Annotated in this window: 17 protein-coding genes and 1 pseudogene; 6 read left to right on the top strand and 12 right to left on the bottom strand. The window is 71.7% G+C overall.

Going from position 1 to position 26,544, the window contains the following annotated elements:
• The first annotated feature begins 42 nt into the window (after positions 1-42).
• Together OM076_RS37555 and OM076_RS37550 are read left to right on the top strand one after the other, a co-directional pair.
• Complete coding sequence (locus OM076_RS37555; RefSeq protein WP_270045316.1) at positions 43-891, top strand: alpha/beta fold hydrolase; 849 nt, start codon at positions 43-45, stop codon at positions 889-891.
• Positions 892-1,210: 319 nt separating this feature from the next.
• Positions 1,211-1,384 (top strand): hypothetical protein, encoded by a 174-nt coding sequence (locus OM076_RS37550; protein ID WP_270045315.1) that lies wholly within the window; start codon positions 1,211-1,213, stop codon positions 1,382-1,384.
• Here OM076_RS37550 and OM076_RS37545 read toward each other — a convergent pair whose 3' ends face one another.
• The 4 genes and pseudogenes from OM076_RS37545 to OM076_RS37530 form a co-directional block, all read right to left on the bottom strand.
• Positions 1,385-1,606, bottom strand: a complete 222-nt coding sequence (locus tag OM076_RS37545) for a cupin domain-containing protein (RefSeq protein WP_270045314.1) — start codon at positions 1,604-1,606, stop codon at positions 1,385-1,387.
• Between the two features lie 159 nt (positions 1,607-1,765).
• Entirely contained in the window at positions 1,766-2,491 is a 726-nt protein-coding gene (locus OM076_RS37540; RefSeq protein ID WP_270045313.1) for a hypothetical protein, read from the bottom strand.
• A gap of 271 nt (positions 2,492-2,762) precedes the next feature.
• A pseudogene (locus OM076_RS47045) lies at positions 2,763-3,787 on the bottom strand (ScyD/ScyE family protein).
• A gap of 118 nt (positions 3,788-3,905) precedes the next feature.
• Complete coding sequence (locus OM076_RS37530) at positions 3,906-4,238, bottom strand: hypothetical protein (RefSeq protein WP_270045311.1); 333 nt, start codon at positions 4,236-4,238, stop codon at positions 3,906-3,908.
• A 115-nt stretch (positions 4,239-4,353) separates the two neighbouring features.
• On the opposite strand from OM076_RS37530, the gene OM076_RS37525 reads away from it, so the two are divergent.
• Positions 4,354-9,243 carry an nSTAND1 domain-containing NTPase gene (locus tag OM076_RS37525; protein ID WP_270045310.1) on the top strand — a complete coding sequence of 1,630 codons (4,890 nt, stop codon included), beginning with the start codon at positions 4,354-4,356 and terminating at the stop codon, positions 9,241-9,243.
• Positions 9,244-9,262: 19 nt separating this feature from the next.
• Here the strand turns inward: OM076_RS37525 and OM076_RS37520 are convergent, their stop codons facing one another.
• The 3 genes from OM076_RS37520 to OM076_RS37510 all read right to left on the bottom strand — a co-directional run bounded on the left by OM076_RS37520 (position 9,263) and on the right by OM076_RS37510 (position 13,142).
• Positions 9,263-10,387 (bottom strand): fatty acid desaturase family protein, encoded by a 1,125-nt coding sequence (locus OM076_RS37520; protein WP_270045309.1) that lies wholly within the window; start codon positions 10,385-10,387, stop codon positions 9,263-9,265.
• 14 nt (positions 10,388-10,401) lie between these two features.
• Positions 10,402-11,355 (bottom strand): ferredoxin reductase, encoded by a 954-nt coding sequence (locus OM076_RS37515; RefSeq protein WP_270045308.1) that lies wholly within the window; start codon positions 11,353-11,355, stop codon positions 10,402-10,404.
• Positions 11,356-11,678: 323 nt separating this feature from the next.
• The gene (locus OM076_RS37510) at positions 11,679-13,142 is read right to left on the bottom strand and encodes an extracellular catalytic domain type 1 short-chain-length polyhydroxyalkanoate depolymerase (RefSeq protein ID WP_270045307.1); all 1,464 of its coding nucleotides are present in this window, start codon (positions 13,140-13,142) and stop codon (positions 11,679-11,681) included.
• A gap of 496 nt (positions 13,143-13,638) precedes the next feature.
• Here OM076_RS37510 and OM076_RS37505 point away from each other — a divergent pair, with 496 nt between their 5' ends.
• Complete coding sequence (locus tag OM076_RS37505; RefSeq protein ID WP_270045306.1) at positions 13,639-14,256, top strand: orotate phosphoribosyltransferase; 618 nt, start codon at positions 13,639-13,641, stop codon at positions 14,254-14,256.
• A 1-nt stretch (position 14,257) separates the two neighbouring features.
• Here OM076_RS37505 and OM076_RS37500 read toward each other — a convergent pair whose 3' ends face one another.
• The 5 genes from OM076_RS37500 to OM076_RS37480 are packed head-to-tail and all read right to left on the bottom strand — an operon-like array spanning position 14,258 to position 20,712.
• Positions 14,258-15,211: an LOG family protein gene (locus OM076_RS37500; protein ID WP_270045305.1), complete on the bottom strand. Its 954-nt coding sequence runs from the start codon at positions 15,209-15,211 to the stop codon at positions 14,258-14,260.
• Position 15,212: 1 nt separating this feature from the next.
• On the bottom strand, positions 15,213-17,966 hold the full coding sequence (locus OM076_RS37495; protein WP_270045304.1) for an AAA family ATPase: 2,754 nt from the start codon (positions 17,964-17,966) through the stop codon (positions 15,213-15,215).
• A gap of 15 nt (positions 17,967-17,981) precedes the next feature.
• Complete coding sequence (locus OM076_RS37490; protein WP_270045303.1) at positions 17,982-19,313, bottom strand: Dyp-type peroxidase; 1,332 nt, start codon at positions 19,311-19,313, stop codon at positions 17,982-17,984.
• 5 nt (positions 19,314-19,318) lie between these two features.
• Positions 19,319-19,927 (bottom strand): hypothetical protein, encoded by a 609-nt coding sequence (locus OM076_RS37485; RefSeq protein ID WP_270045302.1) that lies wholly within the window; start codon positions 19,925-19,927, stop codon positions 19,319-19,321.
• A 20-nt stretch (positions 19,928-19,947) separates the two neighbouring features.
• Positions 19,948-20,712 (bottom strand): SDR family oxidoreductase, encoded by a 765-nt coding sequence (locus tag OM076_RS37480; RefSeq protein ID WP_270045301.1) that lies wholly within the window; start codon positions 20,710-20,712, stop codon positions 19,948-19,950.
• Positions 20,713-20,914: 202 nt separating this feature from the next.
• Between OM076_RS37480 and OM076_RS37475 the strand changes: the two genes are divergently transcribed.
• Together OM076_RS37475 and OM076_RS37470 are read left to right on the top strand one after the other, a co-directional pair.
• A complete protein-coding gene (locus OM076_RS37475) occupies positions 20,915-23,671 on the top strand; it encodes an AAA family ATPase (RefSeq protein WP_270045300.1) in 2,757 nt (918 codons plus the stop codon).
• 85 nt (positions 23,672-23,756) lie between these two features.
• The gene (locus tag OM076_RS37470; protein WP_270045299.1) at positions 23,757-26,387 is read left to right on the top strand and encodes an ATP-binding protein; all 2,631 of its coding nucleotides are present in this window, start codon (positions 23,757-23,759) and stop codon (positions 26,385-26,387) included.
• The last annotated feature ends 157 nt before the right edge of the window (positions 26,388-26,544 follow it).

Here is a 26,544-nt window from a genome sequence, read left to right as displayed (position 1 = left end):
AGCTGCGGCCGAACGTGCGCTCAACGCGAGAGGAGTGCGGCAATGCAGCGGGCACCGATCGACGGCATCGAGCTCGAGTACGAGATCCGCGGCACCGGCGAGCCGGTCGTGCTCATTCACGCCGGCGTCTGCGCCGACTTCTTCCGGCCGTTGATCGAACAGCGCGCTCTCACTAGCCGCTTCACCGTGCTCCGCTACCACCGCAGCGGCTACGCGGGCAGCGACCGCCTGCCGGGTGCGGTCAGCCTCGCCCAGCAGGCGCAGCACTGCCGCAAGCTGATGCGCCACCTCGGGATCGAGCGCGCCCACGTCGTCGGCCACTCCTCCAGCGCGAGCATGGCGCTCCAACTGGCACTGGACGCCCCCGACGCGGTGCACTCCCTCGCCCTGCTGGACGCGGCGCGGCCAGCAGCCCCCAGCGCCGTGCACTTGCAGATGGTCAAGGCGGTCGTCGAGCCCGCGCTGGAGCGCTACCGCGCAGGCGACAAGCCAGGAGCCGTCGAGACCTGGATGCGCGGCGTCTGCGGACCCGACTACCGCGCCGCGCTCGATCAGGCGCTCCCAAACGCGTTCGACCAGGCCGTGGCCGACGCCGACACGTTCTTCGGCCAGGAACTGCCCGCGGTGACACAGTGGACGTTCGGCCACGACGAAGCGGCTCGCATCGCCCAGCCGGCGCTCATCGTCACCGGGGAAAACAGCATCCCCACCTTCCGCGAGCGACGCGACCTCCTGCTCGCCTGGCTGCCGAACGTCGAGGCCTTCGAGCTTCCCGCCGCGACGCACCTGCTCCACGTGCAAAATCCCGGCGCAATGGCGAACGCCCTGGCCGCCTTCTTCTCACGCCATCCGCTCCCTGCGTCCCCCGGACTCTCGGCGCTCGGCCACTAACCGGCGCAGCGCCGCTGCCAACATCGACGAACGGGCACTGGCCCGGCGACATCTCGCAATGGCGGCCTCGGGGGAGTACCGTGCAGGAAGACTGGCCCTGTGGCCAATAATCCCGGCCTCGGAGCGGCGGTACGCCGGCTCGCATCTCATGCGCCAAGGCAACGCACCCCGAGGCTCACGGGATCGACTGCGGGGCCAGCCGCACGCTCGAGGGCGCGATTCCCGCCATGCGACTCGCAACGCGAGCGCCGGCGCACGAACAACGATCGCGCCGCTACAAGCACCGTGCGACGTCAACCCGGCCAAGATCCACGTCACTGTGCGCCAGGACCTGCGGATCACGCGCGAGGTCCCGGCCGCGTACCGGCTCCATCACCGCGACCTCGCCGAGCGCGAGATCACCCACCACGAGGGGATCCCGATCATCAGCCAGGCGCGCGCGGCGCGCCCGCCAAGGCCTAGGAGGCCGAGCTCAAGCGCCCGCGTGCGCTGATCAGACCGCGGGATCGAGCAGTTCGGCCGTCGTGTCCTCCGGCGGATACCCGTAGGCGTAGACGACCAGGTCGACATCGCCGTGGTTCGCGCTCTGCAGCGGCGTCCCGGCGGGCACGTTCACGACTCCGCCGGTCGGCACGTCTACGCGCTCCGGCGGCTCGTCTAGATAGATTGACAGCTCGCCGGCCAACACGACGAACGTCTCCTCCTGGGTCGGCAACTCAGCGTTTGCATTGGCATGAGGACACCCCGCGCAGGAGGCCCCCTAGACGACGATCACGTCCGATCAACGTGTGCTCGCCACGCTGAAGCGACGATGTGATCGCGTGTGCGGTTCAGATCGTCGCCGGCGTGGTGCGCCCGGCCTGCGCTCGGGATTTCAGTATTGGCCTTTGATGGTGAAGAACGACAGCTTCTCCAGGTTGGTCGGAATGCGCGGGTCGTTGGTCGAGTACACGTCAGCGACGCGCTGGACGTAGCGCACGCGCCCATCCGCGAGGACGGTCGCGATGACCGACGTCGTGCCCTCCTCGAAGTAGCCGATGCTGCGGTGCGGCGGGGCAGCGTCCGCCGTGGCCAGCCCGACGACGTCGACGTCGACGTCGGCCTGCAGCGTCTGCAGCATCGTTCGGCCGTACGCGGGGCCGCTCTCGGTTGCGGTGAACGCCGTCGAGAGCTCGGCGGTGCGGGCGAACTCGTCCAGGTAGGCACGGCCGGCGTCGGTGAGCGCGGCCGCCGCGCGCACGCACCAGGTCTGCTGCGCGTAGGCGCGCAGGCACCCATCGACGCTCGGGTGGCCGCGAGTGGCGAGCATGCAGAAGTCCTCTGCACGGCTCACGAACCCGAACGAGATCGGAGCGCGTTTGCGCGGCACGCGCCCGCCGGTACCGGCCTCGCCGCCGCTGGCGCCGAAGCAGCGCATCAGCGCCGGCCGGCCCGCGATCGTCCTGAACGTTTTGGCGCTCACGCGCATCGTCGCCTGGTCGTCGTTGACGGTGAGGCTGACGCCCGCCGTCGGCGGGGAGGGCACCTCGAACGCCGCGGCCTGAGCGGCTGGCGGCGCCGCGAGTCCGAGGGCGACGGCCGTGAGCAATAGTGAGCGCATTGGCCCGGATTGTTCCCCGGTGTCGGCGCTTCTTGAACGGGCAGGGCCTGCTCCACGCCAGGCGTGGGCGAAGTCCGATGAGCGGGGCGGCCGACGATGCGGGCGCGAGCAAGGCTTTTCAACACTCGGGTAGGCGTCCGGCATGAACCGCGCGGTCCTCTCCGCTGCGGTTGCGGACGATCGTGACCGACCGAAACGTCACACGCATGCGCTCGCGGGCGTGTTCAGAGTCGCCGGAGGCGTCCCCGGCGACTCTGATCGTGAGACGGCGCTAGTTGGCCTGTGCGTCGAGGGGCGTGTCGTGGCGCCCGAGTTCGACGCGGATCACTTCTCCGGTTGTGGCTGAGGTGCCGTTGATTGAGATGTAGGGGTTGCCGTCAGGGCCGATCGCGACGGACGTCGGCGCGGGCAGGCCGGTTCTGATCGGGGTGCGGGTGCAATCCGGAGCGACGCGAAGCAGTTGGCCGGGGGTGCCGGCGAAGGGGCCGTTGGCGGCGCTGGCGTGTTCGAGGACGTAGAGGCGGCCGTGGCGGTCGACGTCGAGATCGATGATGTAGGAGAAGCCGGTGCAATAGATCTGTGGCGGCTGGCCGGGCGCCAGACGCCAGATGTTGGCCTGGCCGGGGGTAAACGGGACGCCGGTCAGCTCACCGACGTAGAGCGCGCCGTCCGGCCCACGCGCGACCGAGGTGGGGACGGCGTCGGTGGAGCGGCCCTGGGGACGCGAGGGGAATACGGCGAGCGTTGAGACCTGTCCGAGGCGATCCAGGGAGAGCAGGCTGTTGGCTGCGGCGTCGGCGACGACGCGTGGGCCTGCGTGGCGAGCAGGCCGTTTGGGTTGCTTTCCACGAGTCCCCCGTCGGGGTTGGCCTGGGTCTCATGGGCGGAGACGTCGACGGTGTACGTCACGCGTCCGTTGGAGCGGAAGCGGGCGATCCAGCCGAAGTGCTCGGCCAGCTGCGCGCGCACGTCGGGATTGGCGGCCAGCCCGATGAGCACGTAGCCGCGTCCGCCGGCGAAGGACACGTCGCTAGGGCCGACGGCCCCTGCGGACGGCGGCGCGAAGGGCGCGTAGGACGGCAGTCCCTGCGCGACGAGCTGCTGCCGCCCGTGCCAGTAGCGGGAGATCGAACCGGTCAGCCCGACGCACACAGGGCCGCGGATCGTCGCGCAGCGCAGGTCGCCTCCGGTTCCCGCCTCGGCCACGTAGAGCGCGGCGTGCGGGCCGTCTTCGAACCGATCGCGGCGGTCGGCCGCCCCGAACGTCAGCCCGCGTGGATTGTGTAGACCGCTCATTACGATCGTGTCGCTCGACTGGGCGACGGCGACGCCGGTGCTGCTGAGCGCCAGACCGATCCCGAGTGCGACGGTGGGCAACATCCTCATCTCGAGCCTCCTGTCCTGTTCGCAGCGGCTAGCGGCTGCGGTACTGGTTGGCGATGCTGTGGCGGAGCTCGCGCAGCACGCCTTCGTCCGGCGCGACGTTCGCGCCGTCGGTCGGAGCGAGCCCGATGCGGTACTCGGCGGCGACCGTGTTGCTGAGGCTGCGCAGCGCTTGTTCGCTGGGGACATACGGGCTGTCCTGCGCGGGCCCGGAATGGTCGGGGAGCAGGACCTCGCCGGCGACCAGGCCGCCGGCGGCGATCGCCGCGATGACGCCAGCGACGGCAAGTGCGATGCGGGCGCGCCGGCGCGCCGGCGCGACGGTCTGGTCGCGGCGGGGCGCGGCGCTGAGCTGGGCGGACATGTGGGCCTCCTGACGGAGCGCGGGTGGGTGAACTGCCGGTCACGGTGCGCCCGCTCGCTTTCGCCGCGCTTTCATCGTTGCAACAGTCGCTAACACCGCCGTAGAGTCGGCACTGATGGGCCTGCAGTTCCGGATTCTCGGGCCGTTGGAGGCCCGCGGCGAGCGGGGTGCGGTGGCGCTCGGCGCCGGCAAGGTGCGGGTGGTGCTGGCGGTACTGCTGTTGCGTGCCAATGAGCCCGTGAGCGCGGAGCGACTCGCGATGGCGCTGTGGGGTGACGAGGCGCCGGCGGGGGCGGTCAAGACCGTTCACGTCTACGTCTCGCGGTTACGCAAGGCGCTCGGCGATCCGGCGCTGATCGAGACCACGCCGGCGGGCTATCGGCTCCGGGTGCGGCCGGGCGAACTCGACCTGGAGCGGTTCGAGCGGGGCGTGGAAGCCGGGCGGCGGGCGCTGGCCGCGGGACAGCCGGAGCGGGCAGCGGCGCTGTTGCGCGACGCGCTGGGGCTGTGGCGAGGCCCCGCCCTGGCGGAGCTGGAATTCGAGTCGTTCGCGCGCAACGAGATCGCCCGGCTAGAGGAACAGCGGGTGGCGGCGATCGAGGCGCGCGTCGACGCCGATCTTGCCGCAGGCGCTGACGCAGGCTTGGTAAGTGAGTTGCGGCCGCTGCTGGTCGAGCATCCGGAACGCGAGTGGCTCGCCGGGCAGCTGATGCTGGCGCTGTATCGCTCCGGACGCCAGACCGAGGCGCTGGAGGTGTTTCGAGACGCGCGCCAGAGACTGGTCGAAGCGGTCGGCGTCGAGCCGGGTCCACAGCTGGCGCGCCTCCACGAGGCCGTGCTCGCCCACGACGAGTCGCTGGAGCTGGACGCCCCGGAGCTGCCGCGAGCGCTCGACGCCACCTTGGCACCACCGCTGGTCGGCCGCGACGCAGAGTTGAAGCGGCTGCGCGAGCATTGGCGGGCCGCGCGCGGCGGTACCGGGCGGGTCGTTGGGGTGTGCGGGGTCGCAGGGATCGGCAAGACCCGGCTTGCGGCGGAGCTGGCCACTGAAGTGCATCGCGCGGGCGGCGTCGTCCGGCTGGTCGGCGGCCCAGGTCCGCCCGCCGCGGCGGCGGCTGGCCCGGGTCCGCAGTCCTCCGCTGCGCGCCCGACGCTGATGGTCGTTGACGTCGCCGACGGGGAGCTGGCATTTCCGGCGGCTGAGCTGAGGCGGACGGCCGTCGTCGCGCCGACTCTGGTGTTGGTCTGCGGACGGGATGTGCGGGCAGTGGCCGAGGCGCAACCGGAGGAGGTGCTCGCGCTGGCGCCGCTGGATGCCGAGGTCGTACGGGCGTTCGCCGTCGAACATGCCGTCCCGCCCGACCGGCTGTGGGAACGCAGCGGCGGCGTGCCCCGGCGCATGCACGAGCTGGCGGGCCAATGGGCGCAGCGGGAGGCCGCGCGCCGGGTGAGCGTAGCCGCGTGGCGAACTGAGGCGGACCGCGAGCGATTGCGCGCCCAGGAGGAAGAGCTGACCGGCGGTGTGCTCGCGCTCCAGACAGCGCGTGACCGCGTCGCCGCGGCAGACGAGCCGGGAGCGCCCGTGCTGTGCCCGTTCAAGGGACTGGCGGCCTTCGATGTCGACGACGCGCCGTTCTTCTTCGGGCGTGAGCGGCTGGTGGCAGAGCTGGTCGCGAGCCTGGTCGGCGCCGGGCTGTTGGGCGTGGTCGGGCCCTCCGGCAGTGGCAAGTCATCAGTGGTGCGCGCCGGACTGATGCCCGCGCTGGCGGGCGGCGTGCTGCCGGGCAGTGAGGGCTGGGAGCGGGCCCTCATGCGGCCCGGCGAACATCCCCTGGCCGAGCTGACGCGGGCCACCACGGGCATCGAGCGCAACCGCCGCATGGTGCTGGCGGTCGACCAGTTCGAGGAGACGTTCACGGTGTGTCGCGACGAAGCCGAGCGCCGCGCGTTCATCGGCGAGCTGGCCGCCAAGCGGGACGGCGCAGCGGTGGTGTTGGCGATCCGCGCCGACTACTACGGCCGCTGCGGCGTCTACCCGGAGCTGGCGCGGCAGCTGGCCGGCCATCACGTGTTGGTGAGCGCGATGCGCCGCGATGAGCTGCGCCAGGCGGTGGAGCGCCCGGCCAAGCGGGCCGGCCTGGAGGTCGAGCCCGAGCTCACTGAGGCGCTGCTCAGCGAGGTGGAGCACGAGCCGGGCGCGCTGCCGATGTTGTCGAGCGCGCTCCTCGAGCTCTGGCAGCGGCGCGACGGGCGCCAGCTGCGCCTGTCGAGCTACGAGGCCAGCGGCGGCGTGCGCGGCGCGGTCGCTCGCCATGCCGAGCAGGCGTTCGCCCGCCTCGACACCGCGCAGCAGGTCGCGGCCCGCGGCGTGCTGCTGCGGCTCACGACCGAGGGCAGCGACGGGGCGATCGAGCGGCGGCGGATTCCGCTCGCCGAGCTCGACGAGGACGTGGCCCAGGTTGTCGCCATCCTCATCGACGAGCGGCTGCTGACAGTCAGCGCCGGGTCGGTCGAGCTCGCACACGAGGCACTGCTGCGAAAATGGCCGCGGCTGCGCGGCTGGCTGGAGGAGGACGCCGACGGACGGCGGTTGCACCGCCGGCTGGCCGAGGCCGCGCGCGAGTGGGACGCGGCCGGCCGCGACCCCGGCGACCTCTACCGCGGGGCCCGCCTCGCAGCCGCCGTGGAATGGCACGCCCACCACGATCCCGAACTCAATCGCGCCGAACGCGCCTTCCTGCATGTGAGCCACGACGCCGAACGGCGCGATCACGTGCGACGTCGCCGGCTGATGGCTTCCGCGCTCGCGCTCCTGGCCACCATCGCCGGCATCGCCACGATCGTGGCCGTGCGCGGCGTGCAGCGTGCGCGGTTCGAGCAACGCGCCGCCGCCTCACGCGCCCTGGCCACGAGCGCGGTGGCGCATCTCGGCGACGACCCCCCACTGGCGGGATTGCTGGGGCTTGAGGCCTACCGCCGCGAGCCGACCAGCGAGGCCCGCAATGCCGTGCTGTCCATGCTGCCCACACTCACTGGCTACCGCCGAGTCGGACGACCGCTCGAGCACGGCGCCGCCGTCGAGAGCATCGCGATCAGCCCCGACGGTCGTACGCTCGTCAGCGGCGCCGACGACGGCAGGATCTGGCTGTGGGACGTCGCCTCGCGACGCCACATCGGCTGGCTCGCGGGCCACGCGCGACCGGTCAACGACGTGGCGATCAGCCCCGACGGACGGCTGCTTGCCAGCGCAAGCGACGACGACACGGTCCGGCTCTGGGACCTCGCCGCCCGCAGGCCGCGGGGGCGCCCGCTCGTCCAGCACAAGACGACCGCGACCACCGTCGCCTTCAGCCCCGACGGCACGACCCTGGCGAGCGGCCAGGGGGGCGCACGGCTCAGCAACGCCTACGGGCAGCACGCCACGGTGCGCTTCTGGGACGTCGCCAGCGGCCGGGCGCTCGGCCGCCCACTGCAGATCGGCACGACGTCGATCACGGAGCTCCAGTTCAGCCCGGACGGCGCACTGCTGGCGACCTCCGGTGACGGCACACTGTCGATGTGGGATGTGGCCGCCCGCCGCCCGCTGTGGCACGTCACCGAGTTGGGCGCGGGCGGCGAGAGTGTGTCATTCAGCCCGGACGGCCGGACGGTGGCCCATATCGACGATGATCCGCAACTGTTGGATGTGCGGTCCGGCCGGCCGCTCCGGGCACTTGAGGGCCGCACCGGCATCGATAGTGTCGTGGCCTTCAGCCCCGACGGGCGCACGCTGGCCAGCGGCGGCCAGGACGGCACGGTGCAGTTGTGGAGCGTGGCCACGCATCGCCCGCGCGGCGTGCTGGTGACCGACAGCAATCGGGACGCGAACCTCGAGGGGGTCGGTCACGTCGCCGGCGTGCTGGCCCTGGCCTTCAGCCCGCGCGACGACCTCCTGGCCACCGCCGACGAGACTGGCGCGGTCCAACTCTGGAACACGGCGGCCGCGCATCCGCTCGACCGACAGTTGCCCGGCGATCGCAGCTGGATCCGCGCCATCGCGTTCACGCCCGCCGGCACGCTCGCCTCCGCCGACCTGGATGGCACGCTGCGACTATGGGACACGCGTCGAGCGCGAACGCTCGGCCCACCGGTGCGCCATCTGGGCGAGATCCTCAGCCTGGCCGCCGATCCTGACGGCGACAGGCTGGCGATCGCCGGCGCGGACGGCCTGCTGAGCCTCTGGAGCCTCCAAGGCCGGCGGCCTCTCGGCCGGCTGCTCAACGGCCAAAGCGGCAACGTGTACGCCGTGGCGATCGATCCTGACGGAAGCACGCTGGCGAGCGGCGGCGACGACGGCACCGTGCGCCTCTGGGACCCCCGCAGCGGCCAACCCACCGGACCACCGCTCAACCCCGGCGCGGGTGCCATCAGAAGCGTCGCCTTCGGCAAAGACGGCCAGATCCTGGCCGCCGGCGCGCAGGACGGCACGGTGCGGCTGTGGGACCTCCCCCGCCGCCGCCCGCTCGCACCGCTGCGCGGAGCCACCCGGTTCGTGGACGCGCTGGCCTTCAGCCCCGATGGTCGCACCCTCGCCAGCGCCGGCGGCGACGGCTCGATCTGGCTATGGAACGTCAACACCTCTCGACCGCTCGGCCCGCCGCTCACCGGCCACGCCGACGTCATCAGCGCGCTCAGCTTCAGCCCGGACGGCAACACCCTCGCGTCCGCCGGCGCCGACCACACCGTCCGGCTCTGGGACGTGTCCGCTCATCACGCGCTCGGCCAACCGCTGAACGACGCCACCGGCTGGGTCAACACCCTCGCCTTCAGCCCGCGCGGCGACCAGCTTGCCAGCGCCGGTGACGACGGGACCGTCCGGCTGTGGGACCCGATCCTCTGGAGCCGAGATCGCGACGCGCTCCAGCATCGCATCTGCGGCGTCATCCGGCGCAATCTCACCCACACCGAGTGGGCTCAATACCTGCCCGGCCAGGCGTACCGCGACACATGTCCACACACCGCCTGACTGGACGCGCTGTCAGCTCCTAGGCAGCCAAGGGCAGATCAGAGGCCTCGCGCACCGTTGCCGCGTTTGGGGTGCCTTCGCCGCCGGGCAGTGACATGCGCAGGATCTTGCGCAGTACCTGCGCGTACTGTCGGGGCAGCGTGCCGCTCACGTACGGCAGGTCGTAGCGCTCGCACAAGTCGCGGACCCGCGGTGCCACTTCGGCGTAGCGGTTGGATGGCAGGTCCGGGAACAGATGGTGCTCGATCTGATAGCTCAGGTGGCCGCTCATGAGATGCACGACGGGCGGTCCGTCGACGTTGCAGGAGCCGAGCAACTGGCGGACGTACCAGCCGCCGCGGGATTCGCCGTCGAGGTCTGACTCGTCGAAGTCGAACGTCTCCGCGCCGTCGGGGAAATGCCCGCAGAAGATGACGGCGTGGGTCCAGACGTTGCGCGCCACGTTGGCCGTCAGGTTGCCGAGCAGGGCCGGTACGGCGGATGGGCCCGAGAGCAGCGGCCACGCGACGTAGTCCTTGGTGATCTGTCGTGCGGCCTTGCGGGCGAGCCGGCCACCGTCGGAAGCGACCCGGCTCCAGGGCTTGCGTCCTTTGCGCGCTTCGTCGAGCTCGAGGTCGTAGAGCGCGACGCCCCACTCGAAACCGACGGCGAGTACGACGTTGAGCAGTGGCTGGGCGAGGTGAAACGGCTTCCACGGCTGGTCGGGATCGAGGCGCAGCACCGTGTAGCCGAGATCCCGGTCTTTCCCGAGGATGTTGGTGTAGGTGTGGTGCTCGTAGTTGTGGGACTTCTTCCAGCCTTCGGCGGCCGAGACGTTGTCCCACTCCCACGTCGCGGAATGGATCTCGGGGTCGCGCATCCAGTCCCACTGGCCGTGCATCACGTTATGCCCGAGCTCCATGTTCTCGAGCACCTTGGCGACCGCGAGCGCGGTCGTGCCCGCAAGCCACGCGGGCGGGAACAGCGAGACCAGCAGGGAGGCGCGTCCCGCGCCTTCGAGGCCGCGCTGGACCTTCACGACCTTGCGGATGTAGGCGGCATCACGCTCGCCGAGGTCGGCCATGACCTCGTCGCGGATGGCATCGAGTTCACGGCCGATGTCGTCGAGGTCGCCGGGCGTCAGATGTTCGAGAAACGTGTTCATGAGGGGAGTCCTGGTTAGAGATCGATCTCGATCGGGCCGGCAGCCACGGACACGCAGGTACGCACCATCTGGCCTTCGGCGTGCTGGACGTCGCCGGTGCGCAGGTCGCGTACGGCGCCAGACCGCAGGCGCCCGATGCAGGAGTTGCAGATGCCCATGCGACACCCGTGGGGAAGCAGCGCGCCCGCTTGCTCGCCGGCCACCAACAGCGGTGTCGTTCCGTCGGTCTCGACCTCTTTGCCGCTGGCGAGGAAGCGGACGCGGCCGCCCTCGCGGTCCAGGTCGACGGAGGCGAGAACGGGGCGGAAGCGCTCGAGGTGCAACTGATCGGAGACGCCGGCGCGCGCGAAGCGCGTGCTCAGTGCGTCGAGCAAGCCGGCCGGGCCGCACGCCCAGGTCTGGCGCTCACTCCAGTCAGGCACGCAGCGGTCGAGTTCGGCGACGTCCCACCGCCCGTGCCGATCATCGTGGTGCTCGTGCAACGTGTAGCGCTCGTGCCGGCACTCGAGCGCGCGGAGATCACCGCCGAAGATCGTGTCGTCCAACGATGGGGAGATGTGCACGTGCACGACGTCGGGAAGGCCCCCCGAGCGCTGCGACAGCGCTCGCAGCATCCCCATGATCGGCGTCACGCCGCTACCGGCGGTCACGAACAGCAGCGCGTGCTCGACCACTTCCGGGAGCACGAACTGCCCGGTCGGCGGCGCGAGCCGAACCACCATGCCCCGCCGCGCATGACTGACGAGGTAGTCGGACACCAGCCCACCCGCGATTCGCTTGACGGTGATCGCGATCCGACCATCGCGCCTGCCCGGGACCGACGTGAGCGAATAGGTGCGCCAGTGCCGCACGCCGTCGACGTCGACACCCACGCGGACGTACTGGCCCGGCAGATGCGCGGGCCAACCGCGACCCGGCCGCAGCCACAGCGTCACGCATTCGCGGGTCTCGGATACCACGGCTTCCACACGGCCGCGCGGCTCGCGTGTCGACCAGAGCGGGTTCAGCTGCCCGAGAAAATCGTCCGGAAGAAGCGGTGTGGTGAGGACTGCAGCTGCATCGAAGAGACCGATGATTAGAGGATGTCGATAGAGCACACCGCGCGTTAGCCCCGTAGGGCTCGAATTTTCGAAGCGAATCTGTGCTCAGGCAACACTTGCCCTTCGAATGCTTGGCCCGACGGTCGTATCTCCGCTCCCCTCCCCGGCCCTGCGGGCCAGAACGACCCCCTTGGCGGTGACATGCCTGAAGTCGTCGTTTGGCGGCCGCGGCCTGCGGTGGGTTGATCGGGCTAGTGCAGGACGACGGCCAGGGTCCGCGGATTGCCCGTGCGCCCTGCCGGGTCGGCGGGCGTCACCATCGCGCGGTAGCGCCCGCGTGGCAGCCGGTGCCCGCCGCTGTGCTTGGGCACGGCGATGGCGATGCGACCGGCGTGGGCCACGGTGCGCGCGATCCTGACCTTGGTCGTGTAGCGAGCGCAGTCGTCGCGGCGCTTGCGGGCTACGGTCGCGCAGCGGCCGGCAACGCGTCGCTGGAGCCGCAGCGTCGCCGATCCTGGGCCTGAGATCGTGAAGGCGATCCGGCCGTGGGTGAGCCCCAGCTTGGACACGGTCGGCACTCGGGCGGGACCGGCCGGCGACACCGGCGCATCCGCGGGCGCCGGCGACGCGGCCGGCGACGCGGTCGGCGACGGCGACGCGGTCGGCGACGGCTGGCTCACCGCCGGGGGCGCCGGGCGCGTCAGTGACGAGTCGGGGTGGCGCATGAAGAACGCATACATCGCCCCCGTCTCATCGGGCCCGGTTGGGTCGGAGTACGGCTGCGACCCGTCCCCGCCCGACCAGGCGTGGGCCATGCCGTGGACGACCCGATAGTCCCCCAGCTCGTGTTTCGCGTGGTCGTCGTAGGTGCTGAGCGTGTATGTCTCGCTCGCTGACCCATTGCCCGAGGACGTCGACGCGGGCGTGGTCGCCACGGAGTGGTTGGCCGCGCCGTCGTCGGCCAGATCGTCGGTCAACAGCCACTGCTTGACCAACTGGTCGGCGTTGACGGGTGGCACCGTCTTGTCCTGATCGCCCTGGAAGTCGATGAACGGCATCGGGCGCGCCCGTGCGCCCATCTCCTGGTAGGCCGCCTGGGCGGCCTGGGTGGGGTCGGCGCTCTGATAGCCCGCGCAGGCGGCCGTCGCCGCGTACTCACAGCCCGAGCCGATGCCGATCGCGGCGAAGTAGTCCGGATAGGTCGCCGCCATGACCGACGTCATCGCCCCTCCGGCCGAGAGCCCGTTCACATAGACCCGGTGGGGATCAACGTTGTAGGTGTTCTCGATCAGGCTCGTCACCGCGGCGATCCGCGCCGGCTCGCCCGCTCCGCGGTGCATGCTCGAATCCGCGAAGAAGTCCCAGCACCTGAGCGAGTTCGAGTCCGTGTCCTGCTGCGGGAACACGACGATGAAGCCCTTGGCCTCCGCCAGCGCGTCCCAGCGCGTCAGCTGCCGGAACCCGTCGGCGGTCTGCGTGCAACCGTGCAACGCCACCACCAATGGCACAGACGTCGTCGGCGAATACGACGACGGGACATACAACTGATAGGCAATCGCGCCCACCGCGCCGCTGTAGCTCCCGCTGCTCAGCGTCCCGGCCGCGGCCCTCGCGGCCCCCGGGCAGAGCGCCCCGACGCCCGCAAGTACCGCCACTGCGACCAGCAGTCCGGCGCGCAGCCGCGCGACCGTCCGGTGGAGTTCACGCGTCGCCATCCCGAGCCGAAGCCCCTCAGTGCGCCCGCCATTGACCGTGTGCATGTGCGCGTCGTTCTCCAAACCTGGACATCGCCATCCGCGGCCGCGCACGCGCAACAAACCCGTCGGGCGCCCTCAGCGCCGACACGGCATCGCACCCGGCGCGATCCGACCAGTCGTCCCACCCGAGTACGGCTGACCCGACAGAACAGGTTTACCGGTCCCGCGGCCGAAGATCGCCGGGGGAATCCCAAGACTTCCGCCCCGATTGCCTGTGGAATCCGCAAAGCCGTGACCCGTCTGCCTGCGGCGCGGCGCGGCGATCGTGAACGCCAAGGGTGCGCCGGCCGCCTCCGGGGCCCTGGTTGTCGAGACCAGTGTCCCGCACGGGTGCGACCCAGGGTGCTGCGCGGGACGCTGGTGACATCACCAACGAGCGCAGCAGGAGCCAAGAATCGTGACCTCGTACGCCCCCACCGAAGATGTTGATCGTGCCCTCGCCGCTCGGTTGGCCATGGCCCCCGGGCTGGTGCGCGCCGGCGCCAGCCGCTGGGACGGCGGCCGCACGCCGATCCATCCGCTGTCGCTGGAGAGCGCCTTCGCCGATCCTGTCCTGCTGCGCGATCTCGGGACCCGGGGCGCGCGCTTCGCTCGCGAGCTGGGCGTCGAGGTGATTGTCGGCGCCGAGACCGCCGGCGTGCCGCTGGCCGCGGCGATCTCGCTGGCGGCGGGGCTGCCGTTCGCGTTCGTCCGCAAGCCGGGGTATCGCGGTCACGAGATCGACGAGCCGCGGGTCCGCGGGGCCGAGGTGGCGGGTCGGCGCGTGTTGCTGGTGGACGACGCCGTGGCCAGCGGCACAGCGGTGGAGCGCTTCGCCGCCGCGTTGACCGGCGAGGGCGCCGAGGTCGCCGGCGTGTTCGTCCTCGTCGACATGCGCGACGTGGCCGACAGCGTCACCAGCGTCGCCGCCGCGCTGCCCACGGACTCCGTCAGCACCTATCTGCAGGTCCTCGACCTGGCCGCGGCCAACGGCATCCTCGATCAGTCCGTCCACACGCTCAGCGTCGACGCGATCGTCAATCGCTGGAGCAGCGACGACCCGCGCTGGGATCTCCTCGCCGCGGCCGCGTGACTCAACCCCGGTTGCGGATGCGCCGGACGAGCATCTCCGGCGGCATGTCCTCCAGATCCGGCCGCGTCGTCACTATCGGGAACCGATCAAGAATCTGTCCGGGCTCGTCGGCGATGCTCAACAGGTCGGCGAACCCCAGTCGCGTGGCTTGGCGCGTCAGCGCCGGGTAGAGAGCGGTCTCCTCGCAGTAGTGCTGGCGGTCGAGAAACGCCATCGGGCTGCGACCGAACACGCGATAGGCGTTCTGGGCGGCATCCTGGAAGATCTCCTGCATCGTGCCCGCGCCGCCCGGCGCGAACACGATGCCCGCCGTGGCCACCGCGAGCAGTCCGTCCTCACGGATGCTGTTCGAGAAGTACTTCGCGATGTGTGACGCGAACTGGCTGATCGGTTCGCCGGCCGTCACCCACGTCGGGATCGCCAGGTTCGTCCCACCCGGCGCGAAGCGCTCCCGGATCCCGTCCGCGACGCCCATATATCCGGCAGCGTCGCGCGCCCATGGGGGAGCGGCCCCGAGTGCGTCCACGGCGTCGTCGCGCTCGGTGTCGGAGGCATCAGCGAGGTAGGCGCCGAGATTGGCGGCCTCCATGATCCCGAGTCCACCGCCGGAGACGACCAGGTATCCGCGCCGGTTCAACGCGGCCGTCAAGCGGACGACACGCCGGTAGTTGCCGTCGGCGGCCGTCGCGGTCGACCCACCCATGATCCCGACCACCGGCCGGCCGGTTCGCATCAGGAACGTGGCCAGTGCGACATCGATGAAATGATCGTGGACGCGCTGCGCCAACCCCTCGTCCATGTCGGGCGCACGACCACCGTGCGCCTTGACGTAGTCATAGATGCGCCCGTCGAGCGTCACGGAATGATCCTCTCCGGGCCGCCACCCCTGCATCAGGAAGTCGCGCGTGTACAACCGATCCGGCCGGACGACGTACGGACGATCTGCGTCTGCCATCTCACACCCCGCCTCTGACGGCCAGGGCGGGCGATCGCTCCAGCGCCGACACGAGCTCCCGGCGCGACTTGATCCCCAGCTTCGCGAAGACCTTGCGCAGATGCCACTCGACGGTGCGCGCGCTGAGGAACAGCTGGCCCGCGATCTCGCGATTGGAGTAGCCGTCGCGCGCGAGCTCGGCGATCTGGGTCTCCTGGGCGGTGAGATCGTCCAGGGTGTCCGGCGTTCGTTTGCGCACGGTCGCGCCCGTCGCCTCCAACTCCCGGCGTGCGCGCTCTGCGAACGCCCGCATGCCGATCGTGCTCAATGTGCCGTGCGCCACCTCGAGCTGCTCGCGGGCGTCGACGCGCCGGCCGTCGCGGCGCAGCCATTCGCCGTACAGCAGGTGCGCGCGGGCCTGTTCCGGGGCGATGCCGTCACGCCCCAGGCGGTCGATGGCCTCGCGGTAAAGCTCCTCGGGCTCCGGTACGAGCAGCGCACGCGAGCGCGCCTCGATGCCCAGCGCCCATTCGGTCCCGGCGGCCTGCGTCCGTTCGCTGAGGCGTTCGAACGCGTCCGCCGCGGCCGCGTCGGCGCCGCACCGGGCGGCCGCCTCGATCAGCTCGGGCAACGACCAAGTCGAGGTGGCCGGCTCATCCTGCGCGACGGCGCTTTGCGCCTCTCCAAGCGCCGCGTCGTAGCGGCCGAGGCCGTTGAACGCGAGCGCGCGGGCGTGTTCGCCGAACGTCACGGTCATGCTGTCGCCGCGGGTGGTCGCCCTCGGCAGGACGGCGGCGCTCAGCGCCGCCAGCGCCTCTTCGTCGCCCTGGAAGCCCGCGAGGGTGAAGCGCGCGAACCCGATCGGTTCCGTGTGGGTAGCCTCGGCGATCGTGTCGGCCTCCTGGAGGAGGGTCTCCGCGCCGCCGAGATCGCCTGCGAAGATCCGCGGGAGTGACATGAGCTCGAGCGCGTGCGGGAGCAGGCCCAGAGCGCCTCGCCCGCGCGCCAGCTCGACGCCCGGCGTCGCGAGCGCACGGCACGCCTCGAGGTCGAAGAGATCGAAGGCGATGCGACGCGCGAACACCGGCCAGCGGACGCTTTGCGGGCCTTCCTCTCGCAGGGCGTCTACCGCGCGCTTGAGCAGTCGCGTACTGGCGGCATGACCGTCGGTGAAACGGACCGCCAGGCCGGCCACGAGCAGGTCGACGGCGCGCGGTGTGCCGTCCGGAGGCGGCGCGTCGCGGGCAGCCTCGGCACCCGAGCGCGTCATGTGCGGGGCGAATCGACCGGCGACGCTCGCGGCTTGCAACACCGTCAGGTACGTGTCGCGTGCGAGATCCGGGTTCACCGATTCCAGCAGGCGTGCCGCGTCGAGGAGAAATGGGAACGCCGTCGGCGCCTGCCGGAGGCCCATGGCGATCTCTCCCTGCAGGCGCTTTGCGAGTGCGCTGTCGAGCGGATCGAGCGGGCCCGCGGCAGCGGCCACGAGAAGCGCCGAAGCGGCCTCAGGCGCTCCGGCCAACTGCTTGGCCTCGGCGGCCGCCAAGGAGCGCCGCGCGCGCCGGCCCGGATCCGGTGAGAGCGCCGCTGCGCGCTCGAGGAAAGCCGCCGCCGCGGCGACGCCCCCGCGGGCCTGCGCACGTTCGGCAGAGCGCTCGAGCTCGGCCGCGACGTCCTCGTCGGCGCCCACGGTCGCACGCGCCCGATGCCAGGCGCGCCGGTCCGCATCGCGCTCGGGGTCCGTCGCTTCGGCCAGCGCGAAGTGCATGCGTCGGCGCTCTTCGTCCGTCGCCGACCCGTAGGCCGCGGAGCGCACCAGCGGGTGGGCGAAGGCCACGCGCGCGCTGACGCTGAGCAGGCCCGCATCCACGGCCGCGCCGGACGCGGTCATGTCGACGCCGAGGTACTGCGCGGCGCGCTGCAGCAACAGCGGATCGCCGAGCGGCTCAGCAGCGGCGGCCAGGACGAGCAGTTGCGTGTCGGCCGGGAGTGACTCAAGGCGCTTGGCGTAGCTCTGTTCGATCTTGCCCGCGACGGCATGCCGAGCCGGGAGCCCGAAACCGCCCGCGATGTCGGCAATGTTCCAGGTCCGCGGCAGCTCCAGCAGGGCGAGCGGGTTGCCGTGGCTCTCGGTGACGATCTGCTCACACACCGCGGCGTCGAACGGGACGTTCAGGTTGCCCACCAGCAGCGCCCGGGCGTCGACCACGCCGAGTGCGCTCACGCGCAGCTCCGGCAGCCCGACGAGGACCTCGGGATCGAACGGGCTGCGCGCCGCGCAGACGAGCGCGAGCGGTTCCGCGAGCAGACGGCGGCCGACGAACAGCACGATCTGGGCCGAGGCGGTATCGAGCCAGTGGGCGTCGTCGATGACGCACAGGAGTGGTCGGCGCTCGGCGACCTCGGCCAGCAGCGTCAGCGTGGCCAACGCGACCAAGAACCGATCCGGCGGCGGGCCGGTCTGCTGGCCGAAGACCGTGCGCAGCGCATTCTGTTGCGGGCCAGGCAGCTGGTCGAGCTGGTCGAGCATCGGCGCACAGAGCTGGTGCAGGCCGCTGTAGGCGAGCTCCATCTCGGACTCGATGCCGACTGCCGTGCAGATGCGCCAGCCCGCGGCGTGCCCGACGACGAAGTCCAGCAGCGCGCTCTTACCCGCGCCGGCCTCGCCGCGCAGGACGACGACGCGGCTTCGCCCTTCACGCGCCTCGGCCAGCGCCGCTTTCAGGAAGTCACATTCCGCCTGCCGTCCCAGGAGCGTCACCGCCGGCCGGTCCACCGGCCGACCCTATCGCTACGGCAGGTTGGCGATCCAGCGCAGTGCGCTCAGTGAGGGCAGGAAGAAGTACTCGCCGCCGCGCAGCGCGTTGAAGGTCTCGATCTCGTGGATGCGTCGCCGGACCGGCGTCTGCGGGATCGTGAACGTCGCGCCGGCCTCCTGCAGGCCGACGTTCGGGTCACGTTCGGCGCCGAGGCTCATGAAGTTGCCGTTGTTGATCCACTCGCGCTGAAGGAACTCGAGCGTGTCCATCGCCTTGGCGCTGAGGAAGATGAAGTACAGGCCGCGACCGCCGTCCTCCGCGTCGCCGAGGGCTTCCGGGTCGTACGGCTTCCCGTAGGTGGTGCTGCGGCGGATGATGCGGTGGAGGTTGACGTCGGTGAGCAACGCCATCTTGGTGTCGCGCGGGTTCATGCGTCGCATGTGCGAGCCGAGTGGCACCTGGTGGCCGTGGGGATCGCCGGCGTAGGTGAAGTCGTCGTTGCGTGACGGATCCGCGCCGAGCTCCGGGTCGTCAACCTCGGGCGCGAGCGTCAGCGGCGCCCCGCTGCGCCAGCGACCCACCAGCTTCGCCGCGAGCAGCTCACGCTCCCGATCGGTCTGCGCATGCTCGCGCAGGAAGCGGTTGAAGGTGGCGACCCGCGACTCGTACTTGCGTAGGCCGACGTACGTGCCGTTGCGGCCCAACACGCCGGGTGCCGGCGCGGGCAGCGGCCCGCCGCTCTCCCCCGGGTAGCCGAGGATGAACTCGCCCGCCTTGATCGGCCGGCCCTGACCGGGCAGCGGCGCGACGCCGCTGCCCTCGATCGCGGGCTGGCCGATCGAATCGCGGTAGCCGAGCGGGTTGAGATCGCCCGGCTGGGCGCCGAAGTCCTGCGTCGCGACGACAGCCAGACCTGGCCGGCCCGCATAGTGCTGCCGGGCCGTCTCCAGCGTCCGGTGCCACGCCTCCTCGGAGCCGCTGAACACACTCACACCGAGGTGGATCTCGCCGGACCCGAACGGGTGATGCCAGTGCGCCGGGTCGTTGTCGCCGACATCGAGCAGCTGCCCGGAACGTCCCGCCATGCCGACCCGGAACGCCTCCGGGAAGCTGTTCAGCGACTCCGCCGGCAGGCCCAGCGCCACCAACCCCGCGTAGGTGATCGCGACCGCGATCCACGGTTCGCCGGGCTGCCGCCACTCGGCGGCGGAGTCGACGTGAGGCGCCAGCCCGCGCAGGAGCTCACGACCGGCCCGGGCATCGTCCACGCGCAGCATGACGTGCGTGCCGTAGTACGGCTCAGGCCGGTAGCGCAGCACCGTGGCCTGGATGTCCTCGAGCTCGAGCCGGTCGTTGCGTGCCATGACGCTCAGTCCCCGATCTTGTCCAGGAACTCGTCGACGGCCCGGCCGATCTTCTTCAGGCGGCGCGTCTCGGCCACCGTCAGATCGTTGGCCACGTACCAGCCCTCGGCGGTGACCTGATGGGCGGCCAGGTAGTCCTTGGCCTCGGGGCTGCGGATCCCCGGCCAACCCTCCCAGGCCGAATCGATGATGTCCAGGAAGTCCGGGATCTTGGTCGCGAAGTCGTCGATGTACGCGTCCCAGTCCCCGTCGTACGTGGTGGCGAACAGCATCCGCGTGTCGTCGTCGAGGAACACGAAGCGCATGTCGTGCACGCTGCCGACATCGTCGGCACCGGCGAGGTTGCCGCCGAACAGCTGCAGGAACGTCCGCAGCCGAGGGCCGCCGCCCGGCGCGAGCGGGACGAGGATCGTCAGCTCGGACACCTTGCCCAGCCGGCTGCCGACCCGGCCGGCGCTCTCGATCGGCGGTGGCGGCGTGGTCGCGGCGTCGGACCGCAACTGCTCGATCACATTCTCCAGCGCGACCTTGCCCACTTCCGGCGCGTCGGCGAACAGCTCCCGCAGCTGCGCGATCCTCGCTTCGACCGCCGATTGATGGTCGATGGTGGTCATTGTTTCCTTCTCCTTTCGGGTTACGTCCGTGCGAGCTCGGCGGCATGGCCGGCGCGCATCATCGCGATGTACTGCTCGTAGTCGCGGCCCTTGACCGCGAACTTGTCGAGCACCCACGGGTGCGTGTTGATCAGGAAGCGCTCCTCCGCGAGCCCGTCCATGACGATGTCGGCGAGCTTGTCGGTGGTGATCGCGTCCCGGCCCTCCGGGGTGTCGAACTTGCCGGCCAGGATCGGCGTGCGCACGGCCGCCGGGACGAGCACGCTGACGCCGATGCCGCTGTCCTCGTACATGGAGGCCAGCCACTCGGTGAAGCCGATCGCCGCGTGCTTGGTGACGGTGTAGGAGACCGTGTCGTAGATCACCAGCAGCCCTGCCGCCGAGGCGACGTTGAGCAGGTAGCCGCTGCCCTGTTCGAGCATGTGCGGGATCGCGTACTTGGCCGCGTAGATCTCGGACATGAGGTTGACGCCGATGATCTTCTGCCACTGCTCGGTGGTCGTCTCGAGCCCACCGTCGATGGCGATGCCGGCGTTGGAGACGAACAGGTCGACGCGCCCGAAGCGCTCGATCGTGGCCTCGACGAGGTGCTTGATGTCCTCCTCGCGGCCGACGTCGGCGGCCACGGGGTAGGCGCCGATCGCGGCGGCCGCGCGCTCGGTGGCGTCCTGGCGGAGGTCCGAGAGCACGACGTGCGCACCCTCCTGGGCGAAGCGGGTCGACAGCGCGAGGCCGATGCCGCTGGCGCCGCCCGTCACGACGGCGACCTTGTCCTTGACGTTCATGGTGGTTCCCTTTCGTCGAAGCTGCTCGGTCTCGACAAGGTCGTCTCCGCCGTCAGTGCTCGCACCCGTGCGAGCACCGGTCTGGGCACGGGCGGCATCCCGGTGTCGTCCCCTCACGATCTGGCCGTGGTGGACCTGGGTCGTCTCGCCTCGATCGTGATGCTGATGCGCCGCCTGCGGTAACGTCGCGACGGGACCTGGAATGGACGTCGCCAAAGTGAGTGCGCCGTTGGGCCGCGACGCCGAGTGCGTCGCCCTCGAGCGGGTGCTCGAAGCGGCGCGCGGCGGCCACGGATCGGTGCTCGTCCTGCGCGGCGAGCCCGGCGTCGGCAAGTCCGTCCTGCTCGACTACGCGGCCGCGATCGCCACCGGGTTCGCGGTGGCGCGGGCGGCCGGCGTCGAATCCGAGCTCGAGCTGCCGCTGGCCGGCCTGCAGCAGCTGTTCGGCGCTTCGCTGCTCGACCGCGCCGCCGCACTCGCGCCGCCGCAGCGCGACGCGCTGCGGGTCGCGTTCGGGCTGCTCGAAGGCCCCGTCCCCGATCCCTTCCTGGTGGCGCTGGCGGCGCTGGGTGTGCTCACCGACGCCGCCGACGAGCAGCCACTGCTGTGCCTCGTCGATGACGTGCAATGGCTCGACAAGACGTCGGTGCAGATGCTGTCGTTCGTCGCGCGACGCTTGACGGCGGAGCGGCTGGCGATCGTCTTCGCGGTCCGCGAGCCGAACGAGGAGCGAGTGCTCGGCGGGTTGGCGGATCTCACGCTCGCGGGGCTCAACGATCACGACGCACGCGAGCTGCTCGACTCGGCCCTCCCCGGCGGTCTCGACCAGCAGGTGCGCGACCGGATCGTGGCCGAGACCCGAGGCAACCCACTGGCGCTGCTGGAGCTGCCGCGCGGGTTGACGCCGGCCGAGCTCGCCGGCGGGTTCGGCCTCCCGCAGCAGGCCGTCGCGGGCCGCGTGGAAGCGAGCTTCTTGCGTCGCATTGAGGCGCTGCCCGAGGCGACGCAGCGGTTGCTCTTCGTCGCCGCGGCCGAACCTGTCGGGGACGTGACCCTCATGTTCGGTGCGCTCGAGAGGCTCGGGATCCCGCCCGACGCCATCAGCGCCGCCGAGACCGAGGGGTTGATCTCGCTCGAAGCGCGCGTGCGCTTCCGGCATCCGCTCGTGCGCTCGGCGGCCTACCGCGCCGCGCCCGCCGCCGTGCGTCGCCGCGTTCACGCCGCGCTCGCCGATGCCACCGATCCGAGCGTCGATCCCGACCGCCGCGCGTGGCATCGCGCGCACGCGACCCCCGTGCCCGACGAAGAGATCGCCGTCGAACTCGAGCAGTCGGCGTCGCGCGCACGGTCACGCGGAGGCATGACCGCCGCGGCGGCTTTCCTGGAGCGCGCGGCCGAGCTCACGCCCGACCCCGGGCAACGCGGGACGCGCGCGCTGGCGGCCGCGCACGCGAAGTTCGACGCGGGCGCCACCGACGCCGCCGAGGCGTTGCTCACCGTCGCCTCAAGCTGCCCGCTCGACGAGCTGCAGCATGCGCGGGTGGATCGTCTGCGGGCGCGGATCGCGTTCACCCGTACGCGCGGGAGCGACACGCCGGCGATGCTCAGCGCCGCCGCTCGCCGACTCGAGCCGCTGGACCCTGAGCTCGCGCGCGAGACCCACCTCGAAGCGCTGTGGGCGGCCGTGCGCAGCGGGCGCTTCGCGCGCGCCGAAGGCGTCCTCGAAGCCGCCGACGCGGCCGCCGCCTCGGGCTCTGTGCGCTCGATCGACCTGTTGCTCCGCGGCCTCACCACCAGGCTCGCCCGCGGATACGAGCCTGCGCTGCCAGCTGTCGCGTACGCGCTCGACGTGTTCCAGGAGGAGGGCTTCCGGCACGAGAACATCGCCTGGTGCTGGCTCGCCTGTCAGCTCGCGATGGATTTGTGGAACGACGACGCTTGCGCGGCGATCGCCACCGGGCTGGCCGCGACCGCTCGCGACCGCGGCGCGCTCGGCGTCCTCCCATTCGCGCTGAACTACTCTGCGGCCCATCAGCTGTTCGCCGGGGCGTTCGGCGTCTGCGAGCAACTCGTGCACGAGGCCGACACGATCACGACGGCGACTTCGAGCGTCCCGATCGCCGACTTCGCCGTGCTGCTCGCCGCCTGGCGCGGCGACCGCGAACGCACCTTCGCGCTGCGTGAGGCCGCGATCGCCGGCGGGACCGCGCGCGGCGAGGGGTTCGCGGTCGAGGTCGGCGAGTGGGCGGTCGCCACGCTGCACCTCGGATACGGCGAATACGCCGAAGCGCACCAAGCCGCTCAGCGCGCGTACGACCATGACGGGCTCGGCTTCAACGTGTGGGTGCTACCCGAGCTGATCGAGGCCGCGGTGCGTAACGGCGACACCGCCGCGGCCGATCTGGCCTTGACGCGCTTGGCGGAGCGCTCGTCGCTGAGCACCACCCCATGGGCGCGCGGGATCGAAGCCCGCTCGCGTGCGTTGCTGGCCGGTGGCGACGACGCCGACGCGCTCTACCGTGAGGCGATCGAGCAGCTCAGCCGCTCGAAGGTCATCGTCCACCACGCGCGCGCCGAGCTCGTCTATGGCGAGTGGCTGCGCCGCGAAGGGCGTCGCGTTGATGCGCGCGTCCAGCTGAAGTCTGCCTACGCCGCGCTGGACGAGATGGGCGCGGCCGCGTTCGCCGAGCGCGCGCGCCGCGAGCTGGCCGCCACCGGCGAGACCGTCCGCAAGCGCAGCGACGACACGCGCGACGAGCTCACCCCGCAGGAGGCGCAGATCGCCCGCATGGCCCGCGACGGGCTGACCAACGCGGAGATCGGCGCCCAGCTCTTCCTCAGCCACCGCACGGTCGAGTGGCACATGCGCAAGATCCTCGGCAAGCTTGGCATCACCTCGCGCCGCGAGCTCGCGGATGCACTGCCTGAGCGCGAGGCCGAGCTGATGCCGGTGCCTTAGAGCCAGGCGCCGGCCATGATCTGCCGCGGGTCGCAGAGGTGTGATCCCTGGCCAGCGCACTGGTCGGCCATTAGGCTCCGCGGCCATGCTGCGGGGACGCGCCGCCGAGTGTGAGCGGCTGGACCAGCTGCTCGCGCAGGTGCGTGAGGGCCGCAGCGGCGTGCTCGTGCTGCGTGGCGAACCCGGGGTCGGCAAGACGGCCCTGCTCGGCTACGCCGCCGAGCGGGCGTCCGGGTTCCGGGTCGCCTCGATCGCAGGGGTCGAGTCCGAGCTCGAGTTCGCCTACGCGGGCCTGCACCTGCTGTGCGCGCCGCTGCTGAGCCGGCTCCCGATCCTCCCCCAGCCGCAGCGGCTTGCGCTGGAGGTCGCGCTCGGGCTCGCCGCCGGCGAGCGACCCGACCGTCTCCTGGTGGGGCTCGCGACGCTCGGCCTGCTGACCGCCGACGCGCAACCCTTCCTGTGTGTGATCGACGACTTCCAATGGCTCGACGACGCTTCCGCCCGCGTGCTCGAGTTCGTCGCCGGACGCGCCCTGGCCGAGCCGCTCGGGCTCGTGTTCGCGGTGCGACAGGAGCAGCTCCTGGGCGGCCTGCCGGAGCTGGCGGTGAGCGGGCTCGCCGAGGCGGACGCGCGCGCGTTGCTCGAGACCGTCGTCCCAGGCCCGATCGACGAGGGCGTGCGGGAGCGGATCGTCGCCGAGGCCCAAGGCAACCCGCTCGCGCTGCTCGAGCTGCCGCGCTGGATGACCGCGGACGGCGGCTTCGCCAGACCCGCTCCGCTCGACATCGAGGACGGCTACCGCCGGCGCATCGAGGCGCTCTCCGCCGAGAGCCGCACGCTGCTGCAGCTCGCGGCCGCGGACCCGGAGGCCGACGTCTCGCTGGTGCGGCGCGCGGCCGACCGGCTCGGGATCACCGCGGACTTCGATCCTGACCTGGTCGAGGTCGGCGCGCAGATCCGCTTCCGGCATCCGCTGCTGCACTCCGCGGCCTACCGCTCGGCGTCGGCCGACGAACGCTGCGCGCTGCACGCGGCACTGGCTGAGGTCACCGAGGCGCCGGATCGGCGCGCGTGGCACCACGCCCAGGCGTCATCGGGGCCGGACGAGGCGGTGGCCGCGGAGCTCGAGCACGCGGCCGCCGACGCGCAGGCCCGCGGCGGCGTCGCGGCCGCCGCCGGCTTTCTCGCACGCGCGGCGGAGCTCACGCCGGACCCCGTCGAACGCACCCGCCGCCTGTTGGCGGCGGCGCACGCCAAGCGCGACGCGGGAGCGCTGGACGAGGCAGAGCAGCTGCTGAGCGCGGCCGGGCCGCTCTCGGCCTTGCAGGCAGCGGAGGCGGAGCATCTCCGGGGACGGATAGCGTTCGACGACCGCCGCGCGGGCGACGCCGCCCGGCTGCTCGGCGACGCGGCCAGGCGCCTGGAGCCGCTCGACCCGCAGCTCGCCCGCATGACGCAGCTCGAGGCGCTCGGCGCCGCGATCTGGTCCGCCGACGACGGCACCATCCTCGAGGCCGCCCGCGCCGCCCCGCCGGCGCCCGCCGCGCCGACCGCGGTCGACGTCGTCCTCGACGCGCTCGCCACCCGGCTCCGTGAGGGAACCGCGCCGGAGATGCGCCCCGCGCTGGAGACCGTGCTCGCCTTGCCCACTCCGGATCGAGAGCTCGGCCACTGGCTGTGGCTGACGGGGTTCCGCGCGGCCGGGTTGATCGCGCTGGACCTCTGGGACATCGACGCCTGGCATGAGCTCGCCTCGCGGCAGGTACGTGTCGCCCGCGACGCCGGCGCGCTCGTGCAACTGCAGTTCGCGCTCAACTTCCTCGCCCGCTGCACGCTGGCACGCGGCGAGCTGGCCGAGGCCGAGGTGCTGATCTCCGAGGAGCGGGCGCTCGCCGTCGCGACGGACAGCACGGCGGTCGGCTACAACGAGCTGCTGCTCGCGGCCTGGCGCGGGTACGAGGCGCGGGCAGGCGAGCTGATCGAGCGCATGGTGGCGGGCGCGAGCGCGCGCGGGCTGGGCCGGATGGTCGACGTCGCGACCTACGCGAAGGCGGTGCTCTACAACGGCATCGGCCGCTACGACGCGGCCCGCGAGGCGGCACGGCAGGCCTTCGAGCACCGCGACCACGTCGCGCTCGGCATGTTCGTCGTGGGTGAGCTGGCCGAGGCGGCGTCGCGCACGGGGGATCAACCGGTGCTCGAAGCCGCCCTCGACTGGGTCTCGACCCGCGACGTCGACAGCGACTGGCAGCGGGGCATAGCCGCGCGGGTACGCGCCCTGCTGACCGACGACGAAGCCGACTATCGCGCCTCGGTCGAGCACCTCGAACGCACGCCGCTGCGGACGGAGCTCGCGCGCTCTCACCTGTTGCACGGCGAGTGGCTGCGCCGCAGCCGCCGCCGCTCCGATGCGCGCGAGCCGCTGCGGACCGCGCACGACCTGTTCGCGGCGGTCGGCGCCGACGGCTTCGCCGAGCGCGCGCACCACGAACTGGTGGCGACGGGCGAGACCGCCCGCAAGCGCCGCGACGACACGCGCGGCGACCTCACTGCGCACGAGGAGCACATCGCGCGTCTCGCCCTCGCCGGCCACACGAACCCTGAGATCGGCGCCGAGCTCTTCATCAGCTCCCGCACCGTCGAGTGGCATCTCAAGAACGTCTTCACCAAGCTCGAGATCGCGTCGCGCAAAGAGCTGCGCCGCGCCCTGGGCTAGCGGCGCGGGCGCCGAGCATCGAGAGGCGGATGCTGCTCGACTGCATCGTCGAGGCCTACCTGCCCCGGTGTCGCAGACCAGTGTCCCGCACGGGTGCGACGGGGGCACGGAAGCGCGATCGTGGAAGCAGCAGAAAGACCTTCCAGACAAGGAGCAC

Source organism: Solirubrobacter ginsenosidimutans, from assembly GCF_027587205.1.
The sequence above is the reverse complement of the archived record's forward strand: the minus strand, read 5'-3'. Positions and strand labels throughout refer to the sequence as shown.

Coding starts and splice junctions, on each gene's coding strand:
- OM076_RS37555 (WP_270045316.1), top strand. CDS start 43: ATGCAGCGGGCACCGATCGACGGCATCGAGCTCGAGTACGAGATCCGC.
- OM076_RS37540 (WP_270045313.1), bottom strand. CDS start 2,491: ATGCGCTCACTATTGCTCACGGCCGTCGCCCTCGGACTCGCGGCGCCG.
- OM076_RS37530 (WP_270045311.1), bottom strand. CDS start 4,238: ATGTCCGCCCAGCTCAGCGCCGCGCCCCGCCGCGACCAGACCGTCGCG.
- OM076_RS37525 (WP_270045310.1), top strand. CDS start 4,354: ATGGGCCTGCAGTTCCGGATTCTCGGGCCGTTGGAGGCCCGCGGCGAG.
- OM076_RS37520 (WP_270045309.1), bottom strand. CDS start 10,387: ATGAACACGTTTCTCGAACATCTGACGCCCGGCGACCTCGACGACATC.
- OM076_RS37510 (WP_270045307.1), bottom strand. CDS start 13,142: ATGGCGACGCGTGAACTCCACCGGACGGTCGCGCGGCTGCGCGCCGGA.
- OM076_RS37505 (WP_270045306.1), top strand. CDS start 13,639: ATGGCCCCCGGGCTGGTGCGCGCCGGCGCCAGCCGCTGGGACGGCGGC.
- OM076_RS37500 (WP_270045305.1), bottom strand. CDS start 15,211: ATGGCAGACGCAGATCGTCCGTACGTCGTCCGGCCGGATCGGTTGTAC.
- OM076_RS37490 (WP_270045303.1), bottom strand. CDS start 19,313: ATGGCACGCAACGACCGGCTCGAGCTCGAGGACATCCAGGCCACGGTG.
- OM076_RS37485 (WP_270045302.1), bottom strand. CDS start 19,927: ATGACCACCATCGACCATCAATCGGCGGTCGAAGCGAGGATCGCGCAG.
- OM076_RS37480 (WP_270045301.1), bottom strand. CDS start 20,712: ATGAACGTCAAGGACAAGGTCGCCGTCGTGACGGGCGGCGCCAGCGGC.
- OM076_RS37475 (WP_270045300.1), top strand. CDS start 20,915: ATGGACGTCGCCAAAGTGAGTGCGCCGTTGGGCCGCGACGCCGAGTGC.
- OM076_RS37470 (WP_270045299.1), top strand. CDS start 23,757: ATGCTGCGGGGACGCGCCGCCGAGTGTGAGCGGCTGGACCAGCTGCTC.